General features: G+C 73.0%; 28 protein-coding genes and 2 pseudogenes. 17 read left to right on the forward strand and 13 right to left on the reverse strand.

The window, feature by feature from the left end; genetic code table 11:
• Positions 1–4 precede the first annotated feature (4 nt).
• The 8 genes and pseudogenes from ACZ51S_RS04435 (at position 5) to ACZ51S_RS04470 (ending at position 7,095) form a co-directional block, all read left to right on the forward strand.
• Entirely contained in the window at positions 5–532 is a 528-nt protein-coding gene (locus ACZ51S_RS04435) for a DoxX family protein (protein WP_468475721.1), read from the forward strand.
• A gap of 99 nt (positions 533–631) precedes the next feature.
• Positions 632–1,861 (forward strand): cytochrome P450 family protein, encoded by a 1,230-nt coding sequence (locus ACZ51S_RS04440; protein WP_468475779.1) that lies wholly within the window; start codon positions 632–634, stop codon positions 1,859–1,861.
• A gap of 86 nt (positions 1,862–1,947) precedes the next feature.
• Positions 1,948–2,133, forward strand: a pseudogene (locus ACZ51S_RS04445) (YciI family protein); the annotation flags it as partial.
• A 1-nt stretch (position 2,134) separates the two neighbouring features.
• Positions 2,135–2,906, forward strand: a pseudogene (locus ACZ51S_RS04450) (DUF6596 domain-containing protein); the annotation flags it as partial.
• Between the two features lie 129 nt (positions 2,907–3,035).
• Positions 3,036–3,485: a hypothetical protein gene (locus ACZ51S_RS04455; protein WP_468475722.1), complete on the forward strand. Its 450-nt coding sequence runs from the start codon at positions 3,036–3,038 to the stop codon at positions 3,483–3,485.
• Between the two features lie 81 nt (positions 3,486–3,566).
• Positions 3,567–4,307 (forward strand): DUF6766 family protein, encoded by a 741-nt coding sequence (locus tag ACZ51S_RS04460; protein ID WP_468475723.1) that lies wholly within the window; start codon positions 3,567–3,569, stop codon positions 4,305–4,307.
• A 160-nt stretch (positions 4,308–4,467) separates the two neighbouring features.
• Positions 4,468–6,081 carry an alpha/beta hydrolase gene (locus ACZ51S_RS04465; RefSeq protein WP_468959612.1) on the forward strand — a complete coding sequence of 538 codons (1,614 nt, stop codon included), beginning with the start codon at positions 4,468–4,470 and terminating at the stop codon, positions 6,079–6,081.
• Between the two features lie 9 nt (positions 6,082–6,090).
• Positions 6,091–7,095, forward strand: coding sequence for a BtrH N-terminal domain-containing protein (locus ACZ51S_RS04470; protein WP_468475725.1), 1,005 nt, complete (start codon positions 6,091–6,093; stop codon positions 7,093–7,095).
• A 51-nt stretch (positions 7,096–7,146) separates the two neighbouring features.
• Here the strand turns inward: ACZ51S_RS04470 and ACZ51S_RS04475 are convergent, their stop codons facing one another.
• On the reverse strand, positions 7,147–8,118 hold the full coding sequence (locus ACZ51S_RS04475; protein ID WP_468475726.1) for an LLM class flavin-dependent oxidoreductase: 972 nt from the start codon (positions 8,116–8,118) through the stop codon (positions 7,147–7,149).
• 418 nt (positions 8,119–8,536) lie between these two features.
• Here ACZ51S_RS04475 and ACZ51S_RS04480 point away from each other — a divergent pair, with 418 nt between their 5' ends.
• Both ACZ51S_RS04480 and ACZ51S_RS04485 read left to right on the forward strand, forming a co-directional pair.
• Positions 8,537–8,890, forward strand: coding sequence for a hypothetical protein (locus tag ACZ51S_RS04480; RefSeq protein ID WP_388938013.1), 354 nt, complete (start codon positions 8,537–8,539; stop codon positions 8,888–8,890).
• 302 nt (positions 8,891–9,192) lie between these two features.
• On the forward strand, positions 9,193–9,468 hold the full coding sequence (locus ACZ51S_RS04485) for a hypothetical protein (protein ID WP_468802982.1): 276 nt from the start codon (positions 9,193–9,195) through the stop codon (positions 9,466–9,468).
• Between the two features lie 29 nt (positions 9,469–9,497).
• Here ACZ51S_RS04485 and ACZ51S_RS04490 read toward each other — a convergent pair whose 3' ends face one another.
• A complete protein-coding gene (locus ACZ51S_RS04490) occupies positions 9,498–10,169 on the reverse strand; it encodes a MerR family transcriptional regulator (protein ID WP_468475728.1) in 672 nt (223 codons plus the stop codon).
• 141 nt (positions 10,170–10,310) lie between these two features.
• Here ACZ51S_RS04490 and ACZ51S_RS04495 point away from each other — a divergent pair, with 141 nt between their 5' ends.
• The 3 genes from ACZ51S_RS04495 to ACZ51S_RS04505 all read left to right on the forward strand — a co-directional run bounded on the left by ACZ51S_RS04495 (position 10,311) and on the right by ACZ51S_RS04505 (position 13,392).
• Positions 10,311–11,660, forward strand: coding sequence for a YhgE/Pip domain-containing protein (locus tag ACZ51S_RS04495; RefSeq protein WP_468802983.1), 1,350 nt, complete (start codon positions 10,311–10,313; stop codon positions 11,658–11,660).
• A gap of 197 nt (positions 11,661–11,857) precedes the next feature.
• Positions 11,858–12,688: a DUF4389 domain-containing protein gene (locus ACZ51S_RS04500; RefSeq protein WP_468802984.1), complete on the forward strand. Its 831-nt coding sequence runs from the start codon at positions 11,858–11,860 to the stop codon at positions 12,686–12,688.
• Between the two features lie 341 nt (positions 12,689–13,029).
• Complete coding sequence (locus ACZ51S_RS04505) at positions 13,030–13,392, forward strand: subtilase-type protease inhibitor (RefSeq protein WP_468803017.1); 363 nt, start codon at positions 13,030–13,032, stop codon at positions 13,390–13,392.
• A gap of 115 nt (positions 13,393–13,507) precedes the next feature.
• On the opposite strand, the gene ACZ51S_RS04510 is transcribed toward ACZ51S_RS04505, so the two are convergent.
• Positions 13,508–14,077: an EF-hand domain-containing protein gene (locus tag ACZ51S_RS04510; protein WP_468475731.1), complete on the reverse strand. Its 570-nt coding sequence runs from the start codon at positions 14,075–14,077 to the stop codon at positions 13,508–13,510.
• A gap of 263 nt (positions 14,078–14,340) precedes the next feature.
• Here ACZ51S_RS04510 and ACZ51S_RS04515 point away from each other — a divergent pair, with 263 nt between their 5' ends.
• Together ACZ51S_RS04515 and ACZ51S_RS04520 are read left to right on the forward strand one after the other, a co-directional pair.
• A complete protein-coding gene (locus tag ACZ51S_RS04515; RefSeq protein WP_468802986.1) occupies positions 14,341–15,330 on the forward strand; it encodes a tetratricopeptide repeat protein in 990 nt (329 codons plus the stop codon).
• Between the two features lie 83 nt (positions 15,331–15,413).
• The gene (locus tag ACZ51S_RS04520) at positions 15,414–15,593 is read left to right on the forward strand and encodes a hypothetical protein (RefSeq protein WP_388938027.1); all 180 of its coding nucleotides are present in this window, start codon (positions 15,414–15,416) and stop codon (positions 15,591–15,593) included.
• A gap of 6 nt (positions 15,594–15,599) precedes the next feature.
• Here ACZ51S_RS04520 and fabV read toward each other — a convergent pair whose 3' ends face one another.
• Positions 15,600–16,814: an enoyl-[acyl-carrier-protein] reductase FabV gene (gene fabV / locus ACZ51S_RS04525; protein WP_468475733.1), complete on the reverse strand. Its 1,215-nt coding sequence runs from the start codon at positions 16,812–16,814 to the stop codon at positions 15,600–15,602.
• A gap of 219 nt (positions 16,815–17,033) precedes the next feature.
• The gene (locus tag ACZ51S_RS04530; protein ID WP_468475734.1) at positions 17,034–17,780 is read right to left on the reverse strand and encodes a DUF4232 domain-containing protein; all 747 of its coding nucleotides are present in this window, start codon (positions 17,778–17,780) and stop codon (positions 17,034–17,036) included.
• A 173-nt stretch (positions 17,781–17,953) separates the two neighbouring features.
• Between ACZ51S_RS04530 and ACZ51S_RS04535 the strand changes: the two genes are divergently transcribed.
• Both ACZ51S_RS04535 and ACZ51S_RS04540 read left to right on the forward strand, forming a co-directional pair.
• On the forward strand, positions 17,954–19,162 hold the full coding sequence (locus ACZ51S_RS04535; protein WP_468475735.1) for a sensor histidine kinase: 1,209 nt from the start codon (positions 17,954–17,956) through the stop codon (positions 19,160–19,162).
• Between the two features lie 49 nt (positions 19,163–19,211).
• Positions 19,212–19,868 carry a response regulator gene (locus ACZ51S_RS04540; RefSeq protein ID WP_468475736.1) on the forward strand — a complete coding sequence of 219 codons (657 nt, stop codon included), beginning with the start codon at positions 19,212–19,214 and terminating at the stop codon, positions 19,866–19,868.
• Positions 19,869–20,147: 279 nt separating this feature from the next.
• Here the strand turns inward: ACZ51S_RS04540 and ACZ51S_RS04545 are convergent, their stop codons facing one another.
• The 8 genes from ACZ51S_RS04545 to ACZ51S_RS04580 all read right to left on the reverse strand — a co-directional run bounded on the left by ACZ51S_RS04545 (position 20,148) and on the right by ACZ51S_RS04580 (position 24,067).
• Positions 20,148–20,534, reverse strand: a complete 387-nt coding sequence (locus ACZ51S_RS04545; RefSeq protein WP_467895216.1) for a C40 family peptidase — start codon at positions 20,532–20,534, stop codon at positions 20,148–20,150.
• 273 nt (positions 20,535–20,807) lie between these two features.
• Complete coding sequence (locus ACZ51S_RS04550) at positions 20,808–21,080, reverse strand: gas vesicle protein K (protein ID WP_468884882.1); 273 nt, start codon at positions 21,078–21,080, stop codon at positions 20,808–20,810.
• Entirely contained in the window at positions 21,077–21,259 is a 183-nt protein-coding gene (locus ACZ51S_RS04555) for a gas vesicle protein (RefSeq protein WP_388938037.1), read from the reverse strand. The genes ACZ51S_RS04550 and ACZ51S_RS04555 overlap by 4 nt, the downstream gene beginning before the upstream one ends.
• Complete coding sequence (locus tag ACZ51S_RS04560; RefSeq protein ID WP_468475738.1) at positions 21,256–22,098, reverse strand: GvpL/GvpF family gas vesicle protein; 843 nt, start codon at positions 22,096–22,098, stop codon at positions 21,256–21,258. The genes ACZ51S_RS04555 and ACZ51S_RS04560 overlap by 4 nt, the downstream gene beginning before the upstream one ends.
• The gene (locus tag ACZ51S_RS04565; RefSeq protein ID WP_468475739.1) at positions 22,095–22,412 is read right to left on the reverse strand and encodes a gas vesicle protein; all 318 of its coding nucleotides are present in this window, start codon (positions 22,410–22,412) and stop codon (positions 22,095–22,097) included. The genes ACZ51S_RS04560 and ACZ51S_RS04565 overlap by 4 nt, the downstream gene beginning before the upstream one ends.
• Positions 22,409–23,320: an SRPBCC family protein gene (locus tag ACZ51S_RS04570; RefSeq protein ID WP_468959616.1), complete on the reverse strand. Its 912-nt coding sequence runs from the start codon at positions 23,318–23,320 to the stop codon at positions 22,409–22,411. Before ACZ51S_RS04570 ends, ACZ51S_RS04565 begins: the two co-directional genes overlap by 4 nt.
• Positions 23,313–23,834: a DNA primase gene (locus ACZ51S_RS04575; protein WP_468959619.1), complete on the reverse strand. Its 522-nt coding sequence runs from the start codon at positions 23,832–23,834 to the stop codon at positions 23,313–23,315. Before ACZ51S_RS04575 ends, ACZ51S_RS04570 begins: the two co-directional genes overlap by 8 nt.
• Positions 23,819–24,067, reverse strand: a complete 249-nt coding sequence (locus ACZ51S_RS04580; RefSeq protein ID WP_468475742.1) for a gas vesicle protein GvpG — start codon at positions 24,065–24,067, stop codon at positions 23,819–23,821. The genes ACZ51S_RS04575 and ACZ51S_RS04580 overlap by 16 nt, the downstream gene beginning before the upstream one ends.
• Between the last annotated feature and the right edge of the window lies 1 nt (position 24,068).

Raw genomic sequence — 24,068 nt, forward strand, 5'->3', positions numbered from 1 at the left:
CGCGATGACCGCGATCCTCTCTCCCGCGATCCGTTCTCCCGCCACCACCACGCCGTACGACGTCGGCCTGCCCGTGCTGCGCGCGGTACTCGGCGTGATCATGACCGTCCACGGCACCCAGAAGCTGTTCGGCTGGTTCGACGGCCCCGGCCTGCGGGGCACCGGTGTGTTCTTCGACAGGGCCGGCTACCCGGCGGGCGAGACCATGGCGGCGGTCGCCGGCCTCACCGAGACCCTCGGCGGCCTCGGCCTGATCCTCGGCCTGCTCACCCCGCTGGCCGCCGCCTCCGTCGTCGGCGTCATGCTCAACGCCATCACGGTCAAGTGGACCGGCTCCGTCTTCGGCCAGAAGGGCGTCGAGTTCGAGTCCCTGATCGTCGCCGCGGCCGTCACCCTGGCCCTGACCGGCCCGGGGCGCTTCGCCCTGGACCAAACGGTGCCGTTCCTGCGCCGCCACCGGCCGGGCCACGGCCTCGCCGCGCTCGCCCTGGCGGCCGTACTCGCCGCCGTGGCGCTGCTGCTGCGGCACTGACCCGGAGGGCATCATGACCGGGTGACAACGGACCCCGGCGACGACCCCGGTGACGACTCCCACGACGACTCCCGCGGCACCACGGGCGAGCGGCCGGTCGTGCTGCCCTACGCCGACCCGGCCTTCGTCGCGGACCCCTTCCCCCTCTACCGGCACCTGCGCGAGGAGGCCCCCGTACACCGGGCGGTCATCGCGGGCGGCCTGGAGGCCTGGCTCGTCACCCGCTACGAGGACGCGCTGGAGGCCCTGTCCGACCCCCGCCTCAGCAGCGACGTACGCGACGCCACGGACCCCCGGCTGCTGCGGCAGCTGCCCGGCACGGAACGCGAGGCGATGCTCGGCAACATGCTCCGCAGCGACCCGCCCGACCACACCCGGCTGCGCCGCCTGGTGTCAAAGGCGTTCACGGCCCACCGGGTGGCCGGGATGCGGCCCCGGATCCAGGCCGTCACCGACCGCCTCCTGGACGCCGTCGCCCCCGCCGGCCACGCCGACCTCGTCGCGGACCTCGCGCTGCCGCTCCCGGTCACGGTGATCGGCGAACTGCTCGGGGTGCCGGCGGACGACCGCCACGACTTCCAGCGCTGGACGGACCAACTGATCACACGGGGCGCGGAGCCGCCGGACCCCGCCGTGGTCAACGAGGCGTGGCAGCACATGCACGCCTACGTCACCGGGCTCCTCCGGGACAAGCGGGCACACCCCGGTGACGACCTGCTCAGCGGCCTCGTCACCGCCCGGGACGAGGAACGGCGGCTGACCGAGGACGAGCTGATCGCCATGGTCTTCCTGCTGCTGGCCGCCGGCTACATCACCACCGTCAACCTGATCGCCGGCGGCCTCGCCATGCTGCTCACCCACCCCGCCCAGCTGGCCCGGCTGCACTCCGATCCGGGACTGCTGCCGGGGGCGGTCGAGGAGTTCCTCCGCTACGACGGCCCGGTCAGCCCCGGCATCGCCCGGTTCGCGCGCGAGGACGTCGAGATCGCCGGGGCGAGGATCCCGCGCGGCTCGACCGTTCTGATCGCCTCCGCCATCGCCGACCGCGACCCGGCACGCTTCCACGACCCCGAACGCCTGGACATCACCCGCCAGGACAACCCCCACCTGGCCTTCGGGCACGGCATCCACTACTGCCTGGGCGCACCCCTGGCCCGGCTGGAAGGCGAGATCGCCATCGGCACGGCCCTGCGCAGGCTCCCCGGGCTCGCGCTCGCCGTACCGCCGGACGCCGTCCCCTGGCGCCCCGGCGGCCTGCGCGGCCCCCTGAGCCTGCCGGTGACCTTCACCCCCGGCGGCCGGCGGCCCGTGCCTCTCCGTACCCCGTGAAGCCGCGGCACCGGACGGCGCGCCCGCGCGGGTCCGCGTACGTGCGGGAGGACCGCCGGAAAGAACGGGCGGCGATGTCGAGAAGCCGCCACGACGGGAAGGGGCGCCCGCCGGTCACCGACGGTCCGTTCGCCGAGACCAAGGACCTCATCGCCGGATGGACGGTGATCGACGGCGACAGCTACGAGCGCGCCGTCGAGCCGGCCGGTGAACTGTCGGCCGCCCCCGGGGCGGGCGGCAAGCCGATCCACGAGCGGCTCGAACTGCGCCCCCGACGCGACCCGCGCCGGCACCGCCCGCCGCCGGCGCGAGGAACTCGTCGAGCAGGAACCCGCCCCCGGCCCGGCCCCCGCCGCGGACGACACGCTCCGGCTCTACTTCCCGTGCGCCCACCCCTCGCTGACGCCGTCGTCCGCGGTCGCGCTCACGCCGCGCGCCGTCGGCGGGCTCACCACCCGCCAGATCGCGCAGGCCTACCCGGTGCCCGAGGCGACCATGGCTGGGGTACCTCCCAGCGGTAGCTGGGGGAGCATCAGCCGCACCAAACGCACCGTCTCCGCCGTACGGTTCGACCGTCCCGGCGACGTCGCCACCGTGCCGCGCGTCCTGTGCCCGGTCTTCAACGAGGGCCACTCCGGGGACGTCGACCTCGCCGCCGAGGCCATCCGGCTCACCCGGCAGCTCGCGGCGGCCTGCGACCACCCGGAGGTCGCCGGGCTGCTCGCCCTCATGCTGCTCCACCACGCCCGGCGCGCGCCCACCGCGGGGGAGACCGCTTGCCCGACAGTCCCGTCGTCCGCCTCAACCACGCCGTCGCCGTCGGCGAGGCCGACGGACCGCGCGCGGGCCTCGCGGCGCTCGCGGAACTGGACGGCACCCTGCCCCGCCGCACGGCGGTGGCGGCGTACCTCCACGAGCACGACGGTGACCTGGCGACGGCGGCCCGCCTGTACGCCGAAGCGGCCCGCAAGCCCCCAACCTCGCCGAGCGCGACCGCCTGACGCGCCGGGCCGCCCGGCTCAACGCCCGCGGACGCCGCCGCTGACCGCCGCCCGGGCTACCACGCACGGGTGCATTCCCGCCCCGGCCCGGGACGGAACCCGCCCGCGGGGAAGCCTTGTCGGACGGCGGTGCACCCGCCGGGTGCCCGCCGTACGGCATCAGGAGGAGCGGCTTGGACAGCACCACACCCGCACGGGCCCGGCCACGGCGCCGCCTTCCGCGCACCCTGGCGGCGGCCCTCGTCTGCTCCGCCGCGTCCGCCCTGCTGGCCGGGTGCGGGGCACCCGCGCCGCGACAGCACGCGGCACGGGACGCGGCGGCCGCCTTCGAACGCGCCCTGGCCGGCTCCGACTACGCGGCGGCGTGCGAACTGCTCGCCCCCGGCACCCGCGAACAGCTCGAGCAGGAGGAGAAGCGGTCCTGCGCCCAGGCACTGCCCGGAGCGGACGTTCCGCGCGGCGGGTCCGTACGGGGCACCGAGGTGTACGGCAGGCAGGCACTGCTGCGGCTGGGCGCGGACACGCTGTTCCTGTCGCAGTTCCGCGGCGGCTGGAAGGTGGTGGCGGCGGGCTGCACGCCGCGCCCGGACCGTCCGTACCGGTGCACGCTCAGGGGAGAGTGAGATGAAAGGTCTCTTCATCACCTGTCTCGCGGTCATCCTGGGCGGCCTCGGTTACTTCATCGCCCTCGGGGTGATGCACCGGTGAACGCACCCGCGGACAACGACAAGGACAACGGCGGCGGGAGCGGAAGCGGAGGGAAGGGCGGGCGCCGGGGCTTCTGGCGCGACAACAGCCTGACCCTCGCCTTCGGAGCGGGCTTCCTGCTCGTACTGGCCGGCCAGGCCATCGCCGGACACGCCGAGTTCAACGAGGCGCTCGCGGTCGACGGGCTGGAGCCCCTCGGTTTCGGGGACTACCTGATGTCCTCGGACTTCGCCGTGGACGTCACCGAGAACTGGCAGTCGGAGTTCCTCCAGTTCTTCCTCTACGTCTTCGGCACCGTCTGGCTCCTCCAGCGCGGCTCCCCGGAGTCCAAGGAACTGCACAAGGCCGGGACCGAGAGCGACCGCGACCAGCGCACGGGCGTCCACGCCCGGGCGGACTCGCCGCGCTGGGCGGGCACCGGGGGCTGGCGGCAGTCCCTCTACTCGCGCTCGCTCGGCCTGGTGATGGCGATGCTCTTCCTGCTGTCCTGGCTCGCCCAGGCCATCAGCGGCGCCGCTGCCTACGGCGAACAACAGGTGCGGCAGCTGCAGGAGCCGCTGGGCCGGGGCGCGTACCTCGCCTCCGCGGACTTCTGGAACCGGTCGCTGCAGAACTGGCAGTCCGAACTGCTGGCGGTCGCCGCGATGGCCATCCTCTCGGTCTACCTGCGCCAGCGCGGCTCCCCGGAGTCCAAACCGGTCGGCGCCCCGCACCGGGCCACGGGCGTCGAAGGCTGACGGGGCCGCCCGTTCCGGCCGGAAAGATGACCACCCGCCGCCTGTCCCGCCGGGCCCCGCGGTGCGAACCTGACCCCGCCGCCCGGCCGGACGAAGGCGCCCACGAGCTCCGATCGTGTGTGCGGCCCTTCGCTGACCCGCCACAGAGGGAGTCCACCGCATGCAGAACCGTCCGGCCGATCAACCGCGCAAGCGAGCGGTGTGGGGGATATCCCTCGCGCTGATCGCGGTCACCGCCCTGCTCGGTGCCGCGCCCGGGGCCGCCACGGCGGCACCCCCCGCCGGCCCGCCCGTCCCCACCCTGACCTGGGGCCCCTGCGCCGACCGCCCGGGGGACGGCTTCGAGTGCGCGACGGCCCGCGTACCGCTGGACCACCGCGACCCGGCCGGGCGTACGATCCCCCTCGCGGTCACCCGCAAGCCGGCGGCCGACCGCGCCCACCGCACCGGTGTCCTGCTGCTGCACCCCGGCGGGCCCGGCAACTCCGGTGTGGACTTCGCCCGTAACAGCTACGAAAACCTCCCCGCCTCCCTCCGTGACGCCTTCGACGTCGTCGGCTATGACATGCGCGGCGTGGGCCGCAGCGGGCAGGTGGAGTGCTGGAACGACAAGGAGTACTCCGCCGCCGTGGACGCCGCACGCGGCGTACCCGGCCCCGGAGCCGTGCGGGACGCGATCCGGCAGGGCCTCGACTTCGCCACCGCCTGCCGGGAGCGGGCCGCGGACCTCGTGCCGTACGTCGGCACCGGCTCGAACGCCAAGGACATCGACCTGCTCCGCCAGGCCCTCGGCGAGCGGACGCTCACCTTCTACGGCCGCTCCTTCGGCAGCTACGTCGGCACCGTCTACGCGGCCCAGTTCCCCCGGCGCGTCCGCGCCATGGTTCTCGACGGCGCCTACGACCCCCGGAGCTACGCCGACGTCCCCTACGCCTACGACGCCGCGCAGTTCGCCGCCCTGGACGCGGCGGTCGGCCGGTTCCTGGACTGGTGCGCGCGGGACGCCGCCGCGTGCGGATTCGGCGACGGCCGCCCCCGCGAGGCCTTCGAGGAGCTCAAGCGGGCACTGGACGCCGACCCCGTCATCACCGCGAGCGGACGACCCGCCACCGGCTACACCCTCGCCTACCGCCTGATGTTCAACATCAACGCGGGCAAGGAGATCTGGCCCCACCTGGGCCAGGCCCTCCGGGCGGCCCAGGCGCGCCAGGCTTCCTTCCTGCTGAACCCGCCCTCACCCGGCTCCTTCGACTTCCTCAACGTCAACCTGGCCGTCGAGTGCGCCGACCGCGTCTACCCCGCAAGCCCCCTGCTGCTGGGCGCGCTGGTCAGCGCCGAAGCGGCCGCCGCCCCGCTGCTGGGCCCCCCGATCGGCTTCGGCCCGCCCACCTACGACCACAACCACGCGACCACCTGCGCCCAGTGGCAGGCGGAGCGCCCCAGCCGCTTCGAGGGCTCCTACCGCGCGGCCGGGTCCGCGCCGATCCTGGTCCTCGGCACGACGGGGGACCCGGACACCCCGTACCAGGACGCCGTGACCCTCAGCCGGACCCTCGAGAACGGCCGCCTGCTGACCTTCGACGCCGAAGGCCACACCGCGTACAACCGCAGCGCGTGCGTCAGCGCCCTGGCCACCCGGTACCTCGCCACCCTCGCGCTGCCCGCCCGGGGCACCGTCTGCGCGGACGAGACGCCCCCCGAGGCACCCGGCCGCCGCACCGCGGCCATCGAGGCCGACGAGACGCGCGACGTGATCCCGGCCCCGCGCGGTTAGGCTCACCCCATGACTGTGCTCGTATACGAAGACTTCGGCACCGGCCGCCACCGCGAGGCCTCGCTGATCCGGCATGCCCTGGGCAGCGTCCACGACGAGGAGTTCGTGGCCGGCCTCGCCGGGGGCATCGGCTTCATGTACTTCGTCTTCGAGTACGAGGGACGCCTGCCGATCCTCACGATCGTGGCTCAGGCCCACCCCGAGCCCTGGGTGCAGGTCGCGCTCGGCCGCCTCGGGGTCCCGTACGAGGCCACCCGCGCGATGAACCCCCGCTGGGGCCGGGTCCGCGCGGCGCTGGACGCGGGACAGCCCGCCTTCTGCGTGGTCGACCGCTCCTCCCTGCCCTGGCACGCGGCCGACCCGGACGCCGAGATGACGGGAACCGACCCGTACACCGTCGTCATCGCCGGCTACGACGGCGACGACCTGCTGATCGAGGACGGCGCCGAGACGCCGTACCGGATCGACCGCGAGGAGTTCGGCGCCGCCTGGACCGCGCACCGCAAGGGCCGCCACCAGCTGATCGTGCCCACGGGACCGGCCGAGGGGGAGCCGGACGTGGAGGGGGCGATCGCCTCCACCGTCACGCACCTCACCGGGCCGGTGCTGGGCAACGCCTTCGACGTGAACTTCGGCTTCACCGGCATGGAGAAGCTCGCCGCCCAGCTGCGCGACCGCACCACGGCCAAGGGCTGGGAACGGCGCTTCGGCAGCTCGCCCGAGGCCCTGCGCGCCGGCACCGGGCGGCTGTACGCGTGCCTGGAGGAGGAGTGGACCGCTCCGGGCGCGACCCGGCCGCTGTACGCCGACTTCCTCGACCTCGTCGGACGCCCGGAGGCCGCCGGGCTCTTCCGGGAGTCCGCCGGCCACTGGTCGCAGCTGGCCATGCTGGCCCGCGACGCCGACCCGGAGGCCGGTGCGCAGGAGCGGCGGGAGCTCTTCGACGCCTGCGCGGAGCGCGTGGACCGCTGCGTGGACCTGGAACGCCGGGCGGTCCGGGCGCTGGAGAAGTAACGGGCGGGCGGGCCGGTCCGGGTACCCCCGGACCGGCCCGCCCGGCCGCGGTCACCCCAACTGCTTCCTGATCAGCTCGTACGAGCGGACGCGGTCGCGGAAGTCGTAGACGGGCGTGGTCAGCATCAGCTCGTCCGCGCCGGTCTCGTCGGCCAGCTGCGCGAGGCGCCGGACGACGGTGTCGGGGCTGCCGACGGCCTGCTGCGCGCGGAAGCCGGCCAGGGCCTGCCGCTCCTCCTCCGTGAAGGGGTGGGCGGCCGCCTCCGCCGGGGTGGGGAAGGGCATGTCGCTGACCCCCTTGAGGAGCCCGGCCTTGACGACGTTCATCGGCCCGCCCCGCCACAGGGCCTCCTCCTCCGTCTCGGCGCACACCGTCTCCACGCACAGCAGCACCCGGGGCCGGGCGCACCAGCGCGAAGGGGTGAACGCCGTCCGGTAGTGGGCCAGGACCGCGCGGGTGTTCTCCGGCCGGATGTGGTGGGCGACGGCCACCGGCAGCCCGAGCTCCCCGGCCAGAGCCGCCCCCGCGGTGCTGGAGGCCAGCAGCCACGGTTCGGGCAGCGGCCCGAGGGCGACCTCGTCGACCAGCAGGGACAGGATCGAAGCCACGTCCTCGCGGTACTCCGCGTCCGTCGTCGGCCCGGCTCCCCGGCGCAGGGCCCGTGCGATCCCTTCGTCGAAGGTGCCGGGGCCGCGGCCGATGCCCAGGTCGATGCGGTCCTCGTGCAGCGCGGCCAGCGTCCCGAACTGCTCCGCGACCGTGATGGGCGCGTGGTTGGGGGCCAGCACGCCTCCCGAACCGAGACGGACGGCCGAGGTGGAGGCCGCGGCGTGGGCGGTCAGCACGACCGGCGGGAAGGCGCCGATCGCGGGGGAGTGGTGGTGCTCGGCGTACCAGATCCGGTGGTAGCCGAGCCGTTCCAGCTCCTGCGCGAAGGCCGCGGTGTCCCGCAGGGTGTCCACCGCCCGGGTGCCGGTCTGGACCATCGCGACTTCGAGGGCCGAGAGAGGTATGTCGATCATGTCCGCCAGCATAGGGACCGGCCGCCCCGCCGGGCGGTGCCGTGATCCCTTTCCCGCCACGGGCCGGCAGCCCCTCGGAACTGACCCGTTGACAGGTGGGGCCGCGTCGGTCCGGAGCGGCCCCGTCGTGCTGGCCGCGGTCCGGCCGCCGCGGCCCCCTCCTCGCGCAGCGCGCGGGGTTCGAGGTCCACTGGACCGCGCTGCCCGCGGCCGCGGCCGTCCCGCCCCGCCGGTGCAGTGGCGTTTCACCAGGTGAACGCGCTAGTCCACGCGGGTGAGTTACCGCCCGAGCCCTGTCCCGGGCGGGCCGCGGGTCGTTACAACCGGATCGTGATCACGTTCGTGCCCCCTTCGGGCACGGCTGTCACCGCCGCCTGACGGCGTTTCCCCGAGTAGCGATAGAGAGACGGCCTTTTCCATGAACAACCGCCTGCGGTACCTCGCCGCGACCCTGGCAACCGGCTTCGCCCTGGCGCTCACCGCCGGTGCTCCCGCCGACGCCCGCCCCAGCGGCGTCGACAGCCAGTGCGGGAAGTACATCTGCGTGATGACCGCCCACCACAACCGCTTCGTCCAGGACATCACCGTCCAGACCAAGGACGGCCTGCCGGGCACGCTCCGCTCCTACTGGGGCAACTTCCACGGCCCGAGGGTGAACGCCGCCTCGCACCGCTGGACGGTGGGTTACGAGCAGGCGGAAGCGAAGCTCGTCTGCGGCGGCCTGGAGCGTGACGGCCGCAGCATCGAGGACGGCATCTGCGTCACCATCTGACCCCGACGTCACGCCACCAGGTGCCGCCGGCCCACCCAACAGGGCCCGGCGGCACCGCCACGCCCCCGTCGGTACGACCGGGTCTCGTGGTCGCCCATGCCGGCCCCCGGGCCGGGTGCCTGCCTCGGCGCCGCTGTTGAGCCACGCTCCGCGTGGCGAACGGCGGTGCTGTGCGCCCCGTGGGTCGAGCCGTTCCCCCTGGGCTCCTCCCGCCCCACCGAAGGTGGCTCGTTCGTGCTCTGGCCTCGGGGCGGTGCTGCCGTCACCGTCGACAGGGCAGACGTCGACCGAAGGGACGCCCGTTGGGAACACCGGCAACACCCCTCTCCACCCCGAGCAAGCAGCTCATCACCGCCTGGCAGGGCCGGCTCCTGACCCGGTTCGCCGGAGTCGTACAGCACAGGTTCGCCAGGCACCGCTTCCGCCCCGACGTGGCCCTGCGGAATGCGGCGATGCGGGCGGCGAACCGCCGCGGTGTCGACCGCGACGAGCTGGTGCGGGTCACCAGGCTCAGCACGGCGACCGTCACCAAGGCCCTGGCCGGAAACTCCACGCCCACCGCCACGGCGACACCGTGACCGCCTAGGCCGTCTCTTCCGGCGACGACCTAGCGCGGCCCCGTCCAGCCGGCGCCGTCGTCCGGGACGCGGCGCCGGACCTGGTCCTCCTGGGCGAGGCGGCGCAGCAGCTCGAAGACGGGGGCGCAGATCGCGAAGACGATGACGGCCCGCTCCGCCAGGGCCACCGGATCGTCGAGGCGGGCGGCGCGCTCCAGGTCCAGCCGGGCCACCGCCTCGGCGAGCCGGGCGTACGCGGCCAGCTCGCCGGGGGCGTACTGGGCGTCGAGCCGGCGCAGCTCCTTGAGCGCGGCCGTCAGCCCCTGCACGTGGGGCGAGGTGGCCGGCGCCCGCCAGTCCAGGGCCGCGAGCAGCTCCGACACCTCCGCTCCGGCGGCCTCCTCGGCCTCGGTCTCCTCCGCGCCGCACTCGGGGCCCTGGGCGGCCACCGGCACCGGGAGCGCGTAGCTGATCGCGCCGAGCGCGCCCTCGGTGCTGTGGGCCTGGTCGACGGCCCCGAGCACGTCGCGGGTGGCGGCGATGGACAGGCCGCCGAGCGTGGTCAGGGCCTTGATCAGCCGCAGCCGCTGCGCGTGCTCCTCCCCGTACTCCGCCAGGGTCGCGGCGGTCGCCCGTCCCGCCGGGAGCAGGCCCTGCCGCCGGAAGTACTTGATGCTGGCGACCGGCACGCCGGTGACCCGGCTGAGCTCCGAGATCTTCATGCGGTTTCCCTCCTGATCTGCGGTCCCGTGCGGTCGGTACACGTCATCGGCGATTGGACACCACAACAAGATACTGCCAGTATCCAGTAGCTGGATACCATAAGTATCCAGCTCAGGAATCGCAGCCGCACCGGAGAATCGATGCCTCACCCCACGCCACCCTCCGTGCTCCGCCGACCCCAGCTGTGGATCGGTACGGGACTCATCGCCGCAGTGGTCTCGATGTTGTTCGCCCTGCTCTACGTGGGCGGCAACGTCGACCCGAGAGGAAACCTGCGCGACCTGCCCGTGGCCCTGGTCAACGCCGACGCCGGCGCCGACGCGGGCGGCCGCCGCGTCAACCTCGGCCAGCAGGTCGTCGAGGGCGTCGAGAAGGCCGCCAAGGGTGACAAGAGCATCGACTGGCAGCTCGTCAGCCGTGAGGAGGCCGACAGGCGACTGGGCAGCGGCAAGGTGTTCGGCGCCCTGGTCATCCCGAGCGATTTCTCGGCCACGATGACCGCGCTCGCCGCCCCCCAGCCCCCGGCGCAGGGCAAGGCCGCGCCGCCGACGCTGACGGTGCTGACCAACCAGGCCGCCGGCAGCATAGGTTCCTCCATGTCCTCCCAGGCCGCCCAGAAGGCCGCCCACGCGGCCTCGGCGCAGCTCGGCCAGGAACTCCTCAAGCAGGCCGCCGCCCAGAAGACCCCGCTGCCGACGGCCGCGCAGCTCCAGCTGACCGACCCGGTGACGGTGACCGTCGCCGACGGCCACCCTGTGGGCTCGCGCAGCGCCATGGGCCTGAGCGCCTTCTACTACGCCCTGGTCCTGGTCGTCTGCGGCATGCTCGGCGCCAACCTCGTCAACTCCCAGGTCGACACGGCCCTCGGCTACCTGCACACCGACTACGGCCCGGTCCGCAAGCGCGAACCCGTCCAGCACACCACCCGCGTCCGCACCCTGGCCGTCGCCGTGGCGCTCATGCTCGGCATGTCCCTGGTCATGGGCACCCTGGTCGAGGTCGCCACCGTCTCCATCCTGGACATGGACGCCTCCCACCTCGGCCTGCTGTGGCTCTACTCGGTCGCCACCATCGCCGTCGTCGGCATCGGCGGCCTCGCCCTGTTCGCCGCGTTCGGCACCCCCGGCATGCTGCTGGCCACCATCGTCTTCATCGCGATGGCGGTCCCCTCCTCGGGCGCCACGGTGCCCGTCCAGGCGCTGCCCGGGTTCTTCCGGGCCCTCGCCGAGTTCGAGCCGCTGCGCCAGATCACCGAGGGCCTGCGCTCCCTGCTGTACTACGGAGCCCAGGCCGACGCGGGCCTGACCCGCGCGTGGACCGCGATGGGCATCGCCCTCGTCGCCGCGCTGGCCTTCGGCTTCGCCGTCACCCGGCTCTACGACCTCCGTGGCCTGCACCGCATCCCGTGGCCCGACGCCGCTGCGGCCTCCCCCGAGGAGACCCCGGAGTCGCCCGCTGCCGCCGAGCCCACGCCGTCCGCCACGGCCTGATACGGGCCCGGCCCGCGGGCCGTGGGTCCCTTCAGGGCAACGGGCGGCAGGCCGCAGCCGGGATCCTTGGAAAGGCGGGTTCCGCGCGGTACCCCTGACAGGGCGCAGCGCGGAACCCGCCTTTCCGTATCCGGCCGACCCGGCCGGACCCCCGGCGGGCCCGGCCCGCGCGCCCCGACCGACGGCAGGAGCGCCCCGTGACCTCAGGCTGGACCCCCCGCCCGCCGGACGCCGGCCACCCCGGAGGCGAGCACCTGCCGGAACTCGACATCCCGCCGCCGGGCCGGCAGCGGCGCTGGACGGTCCTGCTCCGGCTGCTGTTGCTGCTGCCGCAGCTGATCGTCACGGTCCTCCTCGGCATCGCCGCCTTCTTCGTGACGATCGCCGGATGGTTCGCCGCGCTGGTCCAGGGCCGCCTGCCCGACGGCATCGCCCGCTTCCTCGGTTCCTTCCTGGCGTACGAGACCCGCGTCACCGCCAGTGCGATGCTGCTGGTGGACCGGTACCCGCCGTTCTCCTTCGACGCGCCCGGCCATCCGGTCAGGATCGAGCTGCGCCCCGGCGAACTGAACCGGCCGGCCGTACTGTTCCGCCTCGTCCTGATGATCCCGGCGATGATCGTGACCAGCCTCCTGCAGTACGGCTGGGCCGCCATCGGCTGGGTGTTCTGGCTGATCACCCTCGTGCTCGGGCGGATGCCCACCGCCGTCTTCGGCGCCGTCGCGGCGGTCGCGCGGTTCCGGATGCGCTACCAGGCGTACGCGATGATGCTGACCCCGGCCTACCCCAAGCGCCTGTTCGGCGACGGGCCGGCCGCCGCCGCCCGTCCCGCCGAGGCCATCGCCTCGGGCACCCGCCCGCTGGTCCTCGGTACGCCGGCGAAGGTGCTGGTCGTACTGATCCTCGTCCTGGGCATCCTCGCCGCGGGCGCCTCCCCGACGCTCCAGGTCACGGACGACGACTGGACCGACTCTCCGGCCCCGACGAGGTTCGAGAGCGGGAAAACCGCACCGATCCGGACAAGCTGAGTGGCCTTCAGGTGAACGCGGGCCGCTCGGCAGCAGGTCAGCGACTCGCGTTCCGCCGGAACCCCGCTCCTCACCCCCCGTTTCCGCCCGGACACGGAACGGCGCACACCGCTTGAGCTGCCCGAACGCCCATTCGCAATCCGGTATTCGAACGTGCTGTCCGTAAATCGGCCGTCGATATGCATGTCACCTTCACAACCGACAGACTCGACCACAACGGAGCCCGACAACGAAAGTAATTGTCGCGCTCAACCTTCGGATCGAAAGTGAGTCTTGTCGTGCGCTACCGCTTCGCAGCCGTCTCCTCCGCCGCCCTCCTCTGCCTGGCGGGTGCCACCGGTATGGCGGAGGCCAAGCCCACCAGCCTGTACGCGCCGTCCGCGCTGGTCTTCTCCGTCACCCAGGGCGACGACGCCAACGGCGGCACCGTCCTGCGCGCCGCCACCCTCAGCTGTATGCCGTCGGCCCAGGGCACCCACCCCGACCCCAAGGCCGCGTGCACCGCCCTCAACTCCACCGGCGGCACCTTCGACCGCCTGCTCGCCGCCCCCGACACCGACCGCGCCTGCCCGATGCACTACGCGCCGGTCACCGTCACCGCGGAGGGCGTCTGGCAGGGCAGCCGCGTCACCTGGAAGCACACCTTCTCCAACGCCTGCACCATGAACGCGACCCTCAACGGCAATGCTGTCTTCGCGTTCTGATGCCCCGTCCGGGCTTCCGGTCACGGCCGCCCGGGAAGCATCCGGGTGACCGGCCGCGTGGCACCTGCAGGGGTTCCGCTCGGGTCAGCCCCGGGCCCCTGCAGGGCCGCACGGCTCAGGAACGCGGGAAGTCCAGGTTCCCCATCCACCAGTTCCCGGCGGCGTCGGTGCGGGGACTGGTCCAGAACTCGATGACCGCGCTGGTGAACTCCTTCGCCGACAGCGTTCCGTCGCCATCAGCATCGAGGTGGGCGAACGCCTCGGCTGCTCGTTCCCGAGTGAAGCCGGGGAAGTGCCCCCGCTGGAACGCGAAGAACTCCTCGGGGCTGATCCGGCCGTCGCGATCGATGTCGGCGATGTCCAGGTAGGTTTCGGCGATCCCGCCCAGGGCGGCCTCCGCCGCCTCCGGGTTCTCCGCCAGCGTCCGGGTCGACGTGACGAACTGGTCCTTGGTGATCCCCTCGCCGCCGACCGGGACGAACGGCAGGTGCACCTCCCGCCAGATCCCCAGATAGGCGGCGACGATCCGTTCCTCCGCGGGGGAACCCTCCGCATTGCCGAGGGAGGCCGCCACCCGGCGGCCCATCTCCCTGTGGTCGTCCTCGGTGAGCACCCCGTCGCCGTTCGCATCGAGCTGGTCGAAACCCTGCTCGATCTTCGCCGTCAGAAAATCCTGACTCCCCATCACTGCTCCTCCCTGACCCACCTGTACGAAAGAGCGGGGGCACCCACGTGTGCCCCGCCCCCAAGCCAACGATCAGGTGCCCGCAAGAACACGCCTCGGATTCCCGCACCGGGCATGCTTATGCTGCCGACCGCCCCGTCGCTCCTTCTCGTATGCCCGCCCGAGGCCCTGCCGGGCCAGGCCCGCGCGTGGGCACAGGCGGAACCCCGCCTCGAGGAGGAGGTGCCGGCGTCCGAACCTTTGGCCAGGGGTATTCTCTGGCGATGTCGAATCAGTCAGTAACGGCGGGCGTCGGTCTCGCCGGTGTGATGGCGCACTGCGGCGGAAGCCCGGTGGGTGCCGTCCAGCTTTTGGCCGGGGCCATGGCCTCGGCACCGGCGGCTCCCGAGCCCTATGCGGTGCTCGCCGAGTTGTGGCGGGACCGGCGCTCGGAACTGGAGGAGGGTCTCGAAGGGAACGGCTCCTTGAGTGCCGTGCCGGCGCAGGCGTACTTCTTGTTCCTTGAAGGGGACATGGACGACGCGGCGATGGCCCTCGGCTCGGTCACGGGTGTGCGGCCCGACGTGGCGTGGGGCGCCGCACCCTGGTTCGGCGATGCTCGCTTCCTCGGCGCGGTGGGTGCCCCGGCGCTGGCCGAGGCGTGTCTGCGGGCGTTGGACTACGGCCACGACCTGGACTCCGACGAGATGCGGGAGCGGTTCGAGCCCTGGTTCCGCGCCCTCGACGTGGTGTCCGAACGGAATCCCGTGCCGGAGTCGCTGGCCGCCATGGCCCGGCTGCCCCGGGCCTGCGGCCGGTACGACCTGGCCCTCGCCCTGTGCGACCGCGCCGATGCCGTCGACCCGGTCATGTGGACCGCAGTCGCACGAGCGGCCACCTGGCGAGCGAGGGGCGACCTGGATCAGGCCGCTGCGGCCTTCGAAGCCGCCCTGCTCCTGGACTGCGCCAACTGGTCCCTCTACCTGGACCTGGCGGACGTGCGTGCCGAGCAGGGCGACTTCGCCGCAGCCGTGAGCCTCGTTGAACAGGGCCTGGAACACGGACCGCACGAAGTCACCCTGCGCGCGGCTCGCGCCGCCTACCGCACGCGCCTTGCCGGCTCGCCCGATGATCTGGGGGCCCTGATCGCCCTGGCGCCGGAGCTCACGAACACGACGTACCGGCGGCTGCTCATCGACTACGCGTGCGCGGGGCCGGATCTGCCCGCAGGACTCGTTGCCGAGGCCCACCGCGCCGGCCGGTCGAACCTCTGAGTTCGCTCAATCCAGGGTTGGGTGCGCCCCAGGTCAGGGCATCGTGCCCGCACCAGCGGAACGCGGAGGAATGAGGGAACGGTATGGAAGTGGTCCTGACCATGGCGGTGGTGATCCTCGTGGTGTCCTTCAAGCTGTTGTGGGGGCGCCCGCGGCGGCGCAAGACCCGCTGGGGCGACGGCGGTGGTGACTCCTGCGGCGGCGGATCCTCGTGCGGCTCGTCCTGCGGAGGCGGGGGAGGGGGCGGCGGAGGCGGTGACTGATCCCGGTCAGGATCCGGGAGCGGGCCACGGGACGTCCGTGGCCACCGGCGCGGTGTAGTCGACGCCCGGGACGGAGAACCCGTACAGGCGCTGGACTTCGGCACGGAACCAGTCGAGGTCGGCGAGACCCGCGATGGTGCCGGTCGTGGCGGCCTCCCAGCGTTCGGCGACGGCCGCCTGGACGTCGTCGGCGAGTTCCCAGGTGTCCAGCCGGATCCGCCCTTCCTCGTCCTGGACGCTCGGGGCCGCGCCGGTGAGCTGGTCCCAGAGGTCGGCGAGCTGACGGACCGGCGGCACGAGGCCCTCGCCGAGCACGCCGCGCAGCAGACCGGTGTACAGGGCGATGCCGGGGATGGCGGTCGAGGACTGCGTGACGGCGGCGCCGTTGACGGAGGTCACGGCCCGGCCGCCCACCGTCTTGCCGAGGCGCTCGTCCAGGGTGCGGGCGGTGGCCTCCAGGTGGGCCTTGGCCGCGCCGATGGTGCCCTGCCGGTAGATCGCCGCCGTCAGCGGCGAACCGATGTACGACAGCGCGGCGGTGGCGAAGCCCTCGGCCAGCAGGCCCCGGCCCGCGAGGTGGTCGATCCAGCGTTCCCAGTCCGCGCCGCCCATCACGGCCACGGTCTGTTCGACGTCGTCGCCGCCGGCCGGACCGGTCTCGACCTCGCGGACCTCGGGAGCGCCCCGGTCGTCGAAGACCAGGGTCTTGGTGCGGTTCGGCCGGCCGATCGGCCTGAGGACGGAGGCGTAGGTGGTGCCGGTGTCGGGGTCGGTGCGGCGGGGCGCGGCCACCGAGTACACCAGGTAGTCCAGGCGGCCGCCGAAGCGCTGCTCGACGAGGTCGGCGACCTGGTCCTTCATCGCGTCCGAGAACGCGTCGCCGTTGAGGAAGACCAGGTCCCGCCCGGCGCTGCGGGCGAGGTCGGCGGTGGCCGCGGTGCGGTACCAGCCGGCCGTGGCGGTACGCCGCTCGGTGGGTGCCTTCTCGAAGGAGACCGCGATCCCGCGGATGCCGGCGCGCTTGAGCCCGGCGAGGGTGGCGGCGAGGCCGTACCCGGCGGAGGAACCGATGACGAGCGCCACCGGCCCGGGGCCCTGCGGCACCTCCGCGGGAGCGGGGCACGCCCGCCACATGTCGGTCACCACCTGGCGGCAGCCCGCCGGGTGGGAGTCGAGGAAGAGGAAACCGCGGTTGCGGGGGGTCAGAACGCGCTCGTTCACGAAGGCAGTCCCTGGGTCGGCCGGGAGGAGGACGCGGCGGTCAACTAACCGCCGCTGCCTGCAAGTCTGCGTCGGCACCCCCACGGACGGGAGCCGTGCCAGGGGACAACGATCACGAGTCGATCTTGGAGTGTTCCCACCACTCCCCGTACCGAAGGCCTCCCCGACACGCGCCCCGTGAACCCCCGTCCCGCGGGGCGCGTGCCGGGCGGCCGGCCGTCAACGGGCCTTGAACGTGAAGTTCTTGACCGCGGCGGCGTCGAGGTTCCAGAACGTGACCATGGGCTTGGAGTCGATGTTCAGGAAGCCGTGGGGGAGCGGGATGCCGGCCGCCCCGCCCACCTCGTCATTGGCGGTACGGCTGTGAAACGCGACGGTCAGCGACGTCACGGTGCTGGTCTGCTCGCCGGCCCGGAAGAGGCGCACCCCCGCGTACGCCTTCTCGCCCGGCTTGATCGTGGCGAGCGCGCGAGCCGGCGACTCCATCGGCGGAGGCGGGACCTCGTCAGCGGAACGGAAGCGCACGATCGGATAGAAGTAGAGCGTGCACGGCTCGGCGCCCGTGTTGACCGCCGTCAGGAACAGGTTCTGCTCGCTGTCCTGCCGCTCGAACGCCCCGGTGATCGAGACGTGCGCGTCGGTGCAGGCCGCGGCCGTGCCCTTCCCGTCCCCCGCACCGCTCCCGCTCCCCGGCCCGCCGGACTTGCCGGGCGCCGACGAGCCCTGCGCACTGGTGGGCGTGCCGGGCGTGGTCAGTGTGGCGGACGGGGAGCCGGGCGCACTCGGCGGACCGGAAGTCCCGCCGGGGGCGGGGGAAGCGGACGTGCTCGGGGAACCGGACGGAGTGGCGGAGGCCCTCCCCGGGCCGGTGCCGCCGGCCGACTCACAGGCCGTGGACGACAGGAGCGCGGCGACCGCCGCGACCCCGATGACACAACGCTTCGATCTGCTGCGAACAGCTCCCATGGTGAACCCCCGATAGTGCCTTCACACGCTTGCGACGACCTCCCGAAAGCTTGGCGCACGGCGGCCCCCGGGCGCGGCCCACCAGGGGTTGATCATCCGCTGCCACCAGCGTGGTAGACGATGTACCACCCTGGTTGTACGAGTGTCCGGACCAGGCCGTCTAGGCTCTCGCCATGGCATTTCGGGGAGGGCGGTGGGGAACCGTACGCGCGGTGCTCCCACAGGTGGCCGACACGGTCTACGCGTTCGGGTCACTGGCGATATCGGCATCGATGCTCCACAACTGGCCCGACCCGCACCAGTATTGGCGCACCCCCGACGCCCTGGCCTACGCCCTGATCGCGGCCGTGTACCTGCCGCTGGCCGTACGCCGCCGCGCACCCCTCCTGATCCTCGCCACCACCGCCGCGGTCGTACTGGCCTACTTCACCCTGGCCTACTACCACCCGGTCGCGGTGTGCGGTCTGGCCCTGGCCAACTACACCGTCGCCGCCCACCGTCCGCGCACCGTGTCCGTGCCCTGCACCGTCACGACCTGGCTGGTCCTGCTGTGGGGGACCAGACTGGCCGAGCCCGGCATCGGCATGCTGAGCGTCGCGTTCGTCACGGCCACGGCCGCCGTCACCTGGGTGACCGGTGACGTATCGCGGCGCTTCGCCGAACGCGGCCGCCGCCTGGCCGCCCTGACGGAGCAGCTGCGCCGCGAGCAGGAGGAGCGGACGCGCAGGGCCGTCTCGGACGAGTGCATGCGGATCGCCCGCGAACTCCACGACGTCATCGCCCACCACGTCTCCGTCATCTCGATCCAGGCGGGACTGGCCGACTACGTCTTCACCACGGACCCCGCGACCGCGCACCAGGCGGTCGGCGTCATCTCCGGCAGTGCCCGTGACGCCGGCGAGGAGATGCGCCGGATGCTCGCCGTCCTGAGGCACGGAGTCCAGCACACGGCGTACGACCGCACCGGCACCCTCCCCGACGCGGACGGTACGCCCCCGGGCCTGGCACGTCTGGAGGAACTCGCCGACCGGGTCCGGGCGGCGGGCGTTCCCGTCCGGATCACCGGAGGACTCGCCGAACCGCTGCCCGCCGGCCTGGACATGTGCGTCTACCGCGTCGTCCAGGAAGCGCTGACCAACGTGCTCAAACACGCGCCCACCGCCACGGCCACCGTGTCCCTCTCGCGCGGCCGCGGCTCCATCCGCGTCCGCATCACCGACGACGGGCCCGCCCGGCCCCGGACCGAGGAGCGGGACGGCCCAGGTCACGGCTTGCTGGGCATGAGGGAACGGGCGACAATCTACGGGGGCACCGTCACGGCCGGGGCCCGCTCACAAGGGGGATTCGAAGTCGATCTCGTCATGCCCGTACCGGAGCCCTGACGACCGGTCGGCTGCGAGGAGAGCCGTCGTCCGGGGGAGTGCGTCCATCATGCCGAAGGTTCTCGTGACGGACGATCAGATCCTCGTCCGCTCCGGGCTCGCCGCGCTGCTCCGGGCGGCCCCGGACATCGAGGTCGTCGGCGAGGCCGAAAGCGGCGAGGAGGCCGTAAGGCTGTCCGCCGAACTCCGTCCGGACGTGGTCCTCATGGACATCCGCATGCCCGGCATGGGAGGCATCGCGGCGACCCGCGCCCTGGTCGGGCAGACGCCCGTGCCGAACCCCCGGGTCATCATGCTCACCACCTTCGACCTGGACGTGTACGTCTACGACGCGCTCCGCGCCGGAGCCAGCGGGTACCTCCTGAAGAACACCCCGCCGCAGCGGCTCCTGGCGGCCGTCCACACCGTCCACGCCGGAGACGTGCTGCTGAGCCCCGCCGCCCTCACCGAACTCATGAAGGCCTGCGGGGCCGGCCCGGGACGCGGCGGCCGCCCGCGCCCCGGACTCGACGCTTTGACCCCGCGCGAGATCGAGATCCTGACCCTGGTCGGCAGGGGCCTGTCCAACACCGACATCGCCGGACGGCTCGTACTCAGTCCGGCGACCATCAAGACGCACGTCCACCGGTGCATGAACAAACTGGCCCTCACCAGCCGCGCCCAGGCCGTCGTCTTCGCCTACGAGGCGGGTCTCGTCACGGCATGACGCTGTTTCCGGTGCGCATTCTCCCCTTCTCCGGGGTGCGGAGAACGCAGTCGTCGGGAAGGAGAATGCCACACGCTGATCCGCCGTCGGTGAGCTCGCCGCGGAAACAGGTGACCGGTGATCATTGGCCGGCAGGTGCGGACAGATGATTCACCCCGGGAGGCGGACGGATTTCCGTCCGGTCGGGTATTCTTGCCCGCCTTGTTCTTTTTCTTGGCCGAAAGTGCGCTCTTCGAGTCGGTGTCGGGCGCAGGCGGCGGTGAGGGCCGGGTGCCGGGTTCAATTGGCCCGGGCGTAGCGGACCTTGCCGGTCCAGATCCGTTCGAGCCGGACACGGGTGCCGGGCTTGGGGGCGTGCCAGATCTTGTTGTGGCCCGCGTAGATGCCGACGTGGCCGATGGTTCCCCCGTAGGGGAAGAAAACGAGGTCGCCGGGGGCGCGCTGGGTGCGCGGGATGTGGAGCGTGTTCTCATACTGGGCTTCGGCGGTGCGGGGAAGGCGTCGGCCGGCCTTCCGGAACGCGTAAAGGGTGAGGCCCGAACAGTCGAACTCCCTCGGGCCGGTGGCGCCGTATACGTAGGGGGAGCCTTCTTTGGAAGCCGCGATTTTAACGGCCTTTATGCCGTAGCGGGATGCGGCCTGAGCAGGGCTGGCGGGCGCGAACATCGCGGCCACGGAGAGCGCGAGGAGAAAAACGGGGGAGCGATGGCTCTTCCAGCAATTTTTTGTTTTCGGCAATCGTGATACCTCCGCATTCAGATACAGGACAGGGCCGTGATGGCGACTGTTCTCGGTGACTGCGTATTGGCTCCCGACGACCGCCTATTTTGCACGACGTGTCCGCCCCCGAAGGGCCGGACACGACGTAAAAAGTCTCGGTTAAGTAAAAGACTCCGAGATGATATGCATAGACATTGTCCTACCATTCCCCCGTTCGTCTCACAGCAGTTTGCCCAGAGGGCCGAGGTCGATGTTGAGGTCCTCGGGATCCAGTCCGAAGCGCGTCCGCAGGAGATCCATGCGGTCTTCGAGGAGCATGAGGGTCTGCCCGAGCCGTTCTTCCTGGTCCTCGGTCAGGTCGCCGGCCTCGACGCGCCGCAGCGCCTGGCGCTCCATGAGCTGCCGCAGGAGCTCGATCACGGTCAGCACGAGGCGGCCCAGCTCGCGTTCGACGGTATCGGGGTCGAGCTCCACTCGTCGGGGCGTGCTCACGGGCTCACCTGCTTCCAGGGGGAGGGCACGGCGTCGTTCACCGAGCTGATGAGGGCTTTGAGGTCGACGCGGACGAGGTCGATGCCGGCGATGCCCAAGGTGATGTCGCCGGCCAGGACCACCCCTCCGGCGAGCAGCCGGTCGAGCAGGTCCACGAGCGCGACCTCCTCGCCGGTCACCGCTCCCGCCCGCGCCGTTCGGCGGCCGTCTGGGTGAAGGAATAGGGGACCCAAGGTCCCGTGACTTCGCCGCGGATCCCGGACGGGAGGTCCGAAGGGCCGGGGACGGCGTCGAGGAAGGCCTGCCGGGCCTCTCGGGGCACGAGGTACGCGGCGTTCAGGACATTCGCGTCCCGCACCCCGGAGAGTCCGGCCTGCTGCGGGGGGTGCAGGACCGCTTCGCTCGCCCTTTCGGCCAGCCGCCGGTGCACCTGCTCGGCCGTTCCGGCGGCCAGGCCCGCGCGTTCCTCGCGGCGCCGGCGGTCGACGAGGCGCCGCTGGAGATAGCCCCGCCCCGTTCCCGGCCCGGCGGCGGACGGGTCCGCCGACGTACCGGGACCACCCTCGGCGGGGGAGGGGGAGGCCCCGGCCGTCGTCGGCGCGGGGGAGTGCGCCGCGTACAGCTTCACGCCCCACTCCTCGGTGTCCGCCAGCCGTTCCAGGGCGCACGACAGCCGTTCCCGCCCCTCGGCCAGGAGCCTGCGCACCCCCTCCTCCCCGCGGCACACCGTGGCCAGCCTCAGCGGAACCGTGGTGAGGGAGCGGCCGACGTCGGCGACCACCCGGTGGTGCCGCCGGGCCAGCGCCGACAGCCAGTCCAGGTCCTCCAGCCGCCGGCGCAGCGGGGTCTCGCCGAACTCGGCGGGGTCGACCGGGGCGACCACCGCGGCCAGCACGCCGTCGTCGACGACCCTGAGACCGGAGCCGTCGGGGCCGCAGGAGGCCAGGGAATCCGGGGCTCCCGGCCCCGGGCCCGACTCCACGACGGTGTACACGTAGAAGAGTTCCGGCTCGCTCATGCCCGCTCCTGACGCTCTTCCAGCTCCGCCACGCGCCGGCGCAGCTCCTCGTTCTCCCGTCCGAGCTCGCGCCGGCGTGCCGCGGAGGAGAGGGCGGGATCCTGCTCCCACCAGTCGATCCCCATCTCCTTGGCACGCTCCACCGAGGCCACGACGAGACGCAGCTTGATGGTGAGCAGTTCGATGTCGAGGAGGTTGATGCGGATGTCGCCGGCGATGACGATCCCCTTGTCCAGGACTCGTTCGAGGATGTCGGCGAGATTGGCGCTGGGTCCGCTGTCGTACGTACGCGGCAGGCCGGAGGGCGTCGTCATGACCGGCGGGCCCCCTCGCGGCGGCCCGCGTATGCCGGCGCGGGCTCGGCCTCCTCGTCGTTGGCCTCGTCCTCGTCATTCGGCTCGTACTCCTCCTCGTACTCCTCGTACTCCTCGTCGTCCTCGAACTCGCCGTCCTCGAAGGCGTAGTCGCCGTCGGACGGTTCCTCCGCAGCGGCGTACGCCCCGTCCTCGCGGTCGGCTGCGTCCTCGGCCGGGTCCACGGCGTCCTCCTCCCTGGGCGCGACGGCCCCGTCCTCCTCGGTCCGGCCGCCTCGGCCGTCCGGCTCCCCTTCCTCGAAGGCGAGGAACCGGGCGTAACCCCTGAGGTCTCCACGGACCCGGCGGCCCGGGGCCCCGCACAGGCGGGCCGCTCTCTCGACCACGCCCCGGGGGTGGTGTTCGACGGCCAGCAGCACCCGGGTGAGCCCGTCGCCGAGGGCGTGGAAGGTGACCACCCCGCGTGTCGTGCCGCGGGCGCCTTCAGCGGTCCACGCGATGCGCTCGCCGGGGATCCGCTCGGTGACGCGGGCCGTCCGGGACCGGAAGGTCCCGGAGCGGCCACCACCGGGGGACTCCCGGAAGCCGCGGTAGTGGGTCCACTGGTCGTAGGCGTCCTGGACCTCCACGCCGACGTCGACCGACTCCAGGACCAGGGCGGTCCCGCCACCGCTCCCCCCGCCGCCCCGGCGCCCGGGGCGGCGGCGCGGGACGAGGGACCTCAGCCCCGGGCCCTTGCCCGACGCGATGTCGTCCAGGTGCGCCGCCGAGCGTCCGAGGCCCCTGCCCGCGCCGGCCAGGAGCCGCTCGGCGCGGGTCATCAGATAGGCCTCCAGCTCCCGCCTGACCCGGTCGGCGGCGGGGCTCTCCCCGAGCCGGCCGAGGAGGCCGGACCGCGGCTCAGTCATCGTCGCCCCCCTCACCGCCGCCGGCCGCCCGCTTCGCCGGCCGGCGCCGGCCGGACCCGCCCGCAGACGCCGACCCACCGCGCGCCTTGCGGGCGGGAGCCGACCGGGACGCCCCCTTCGGGGCGGTCGTCCGGCGCGCGGGACGGGCCTCGTCCGGCCCGTCCCCGCCGTCCCCGCCGGCCGGGGCGGGGCCCATGCCGGCCAGCCGCTCCCGCATGTCCCGGGTCCGGTCGTGCAGCCGGTCGGCGACGGCCTCCAGCTGCCGGTCCACCAGCAGCCCCACCGCCGCGGACCCGACTCCGCGCAGGTCCTCGCGCAGCTGCTCGCCCAACTCCCCGAACCGCGGGTGCTCCTTGAGGCGGCTCGCCAGGAAGGAGGCGAGGACCTCCGCGTCCGGCTTCAGCCTCCTACCCATGACCAGGGTTCCCACGGTGAAGGCGAGCCTGGCCTTCCTGGTCCGTCCGAGCAGGTAGCCGGCGCCCACGGCCAGGCCCATCGTCACACGGTCGTCCATCGCGTCCGCGCCCCGCCTTCCAGTCGTGCCAGGAGCTCGTCCTCCCGGCGGTCGAACTCGGCCTCGTCCACTTCGCCCGATTCGAACGCGTCCACGAGCCGGGCCAGCTCCCGGTGGACCACGGCCGGGTCGTAGTACTGGCGCTCGGCTTCCTCGACGACCTGCCGCAGTACCCAGACCGTCCCGCGGAGGGGGGCGGCCGGCAGCAGCAGTACCTCCGTGAGCAGACCCATG

Source organism: Streptomyces sp. NPDC034043, from assembly GCF_055575675.1.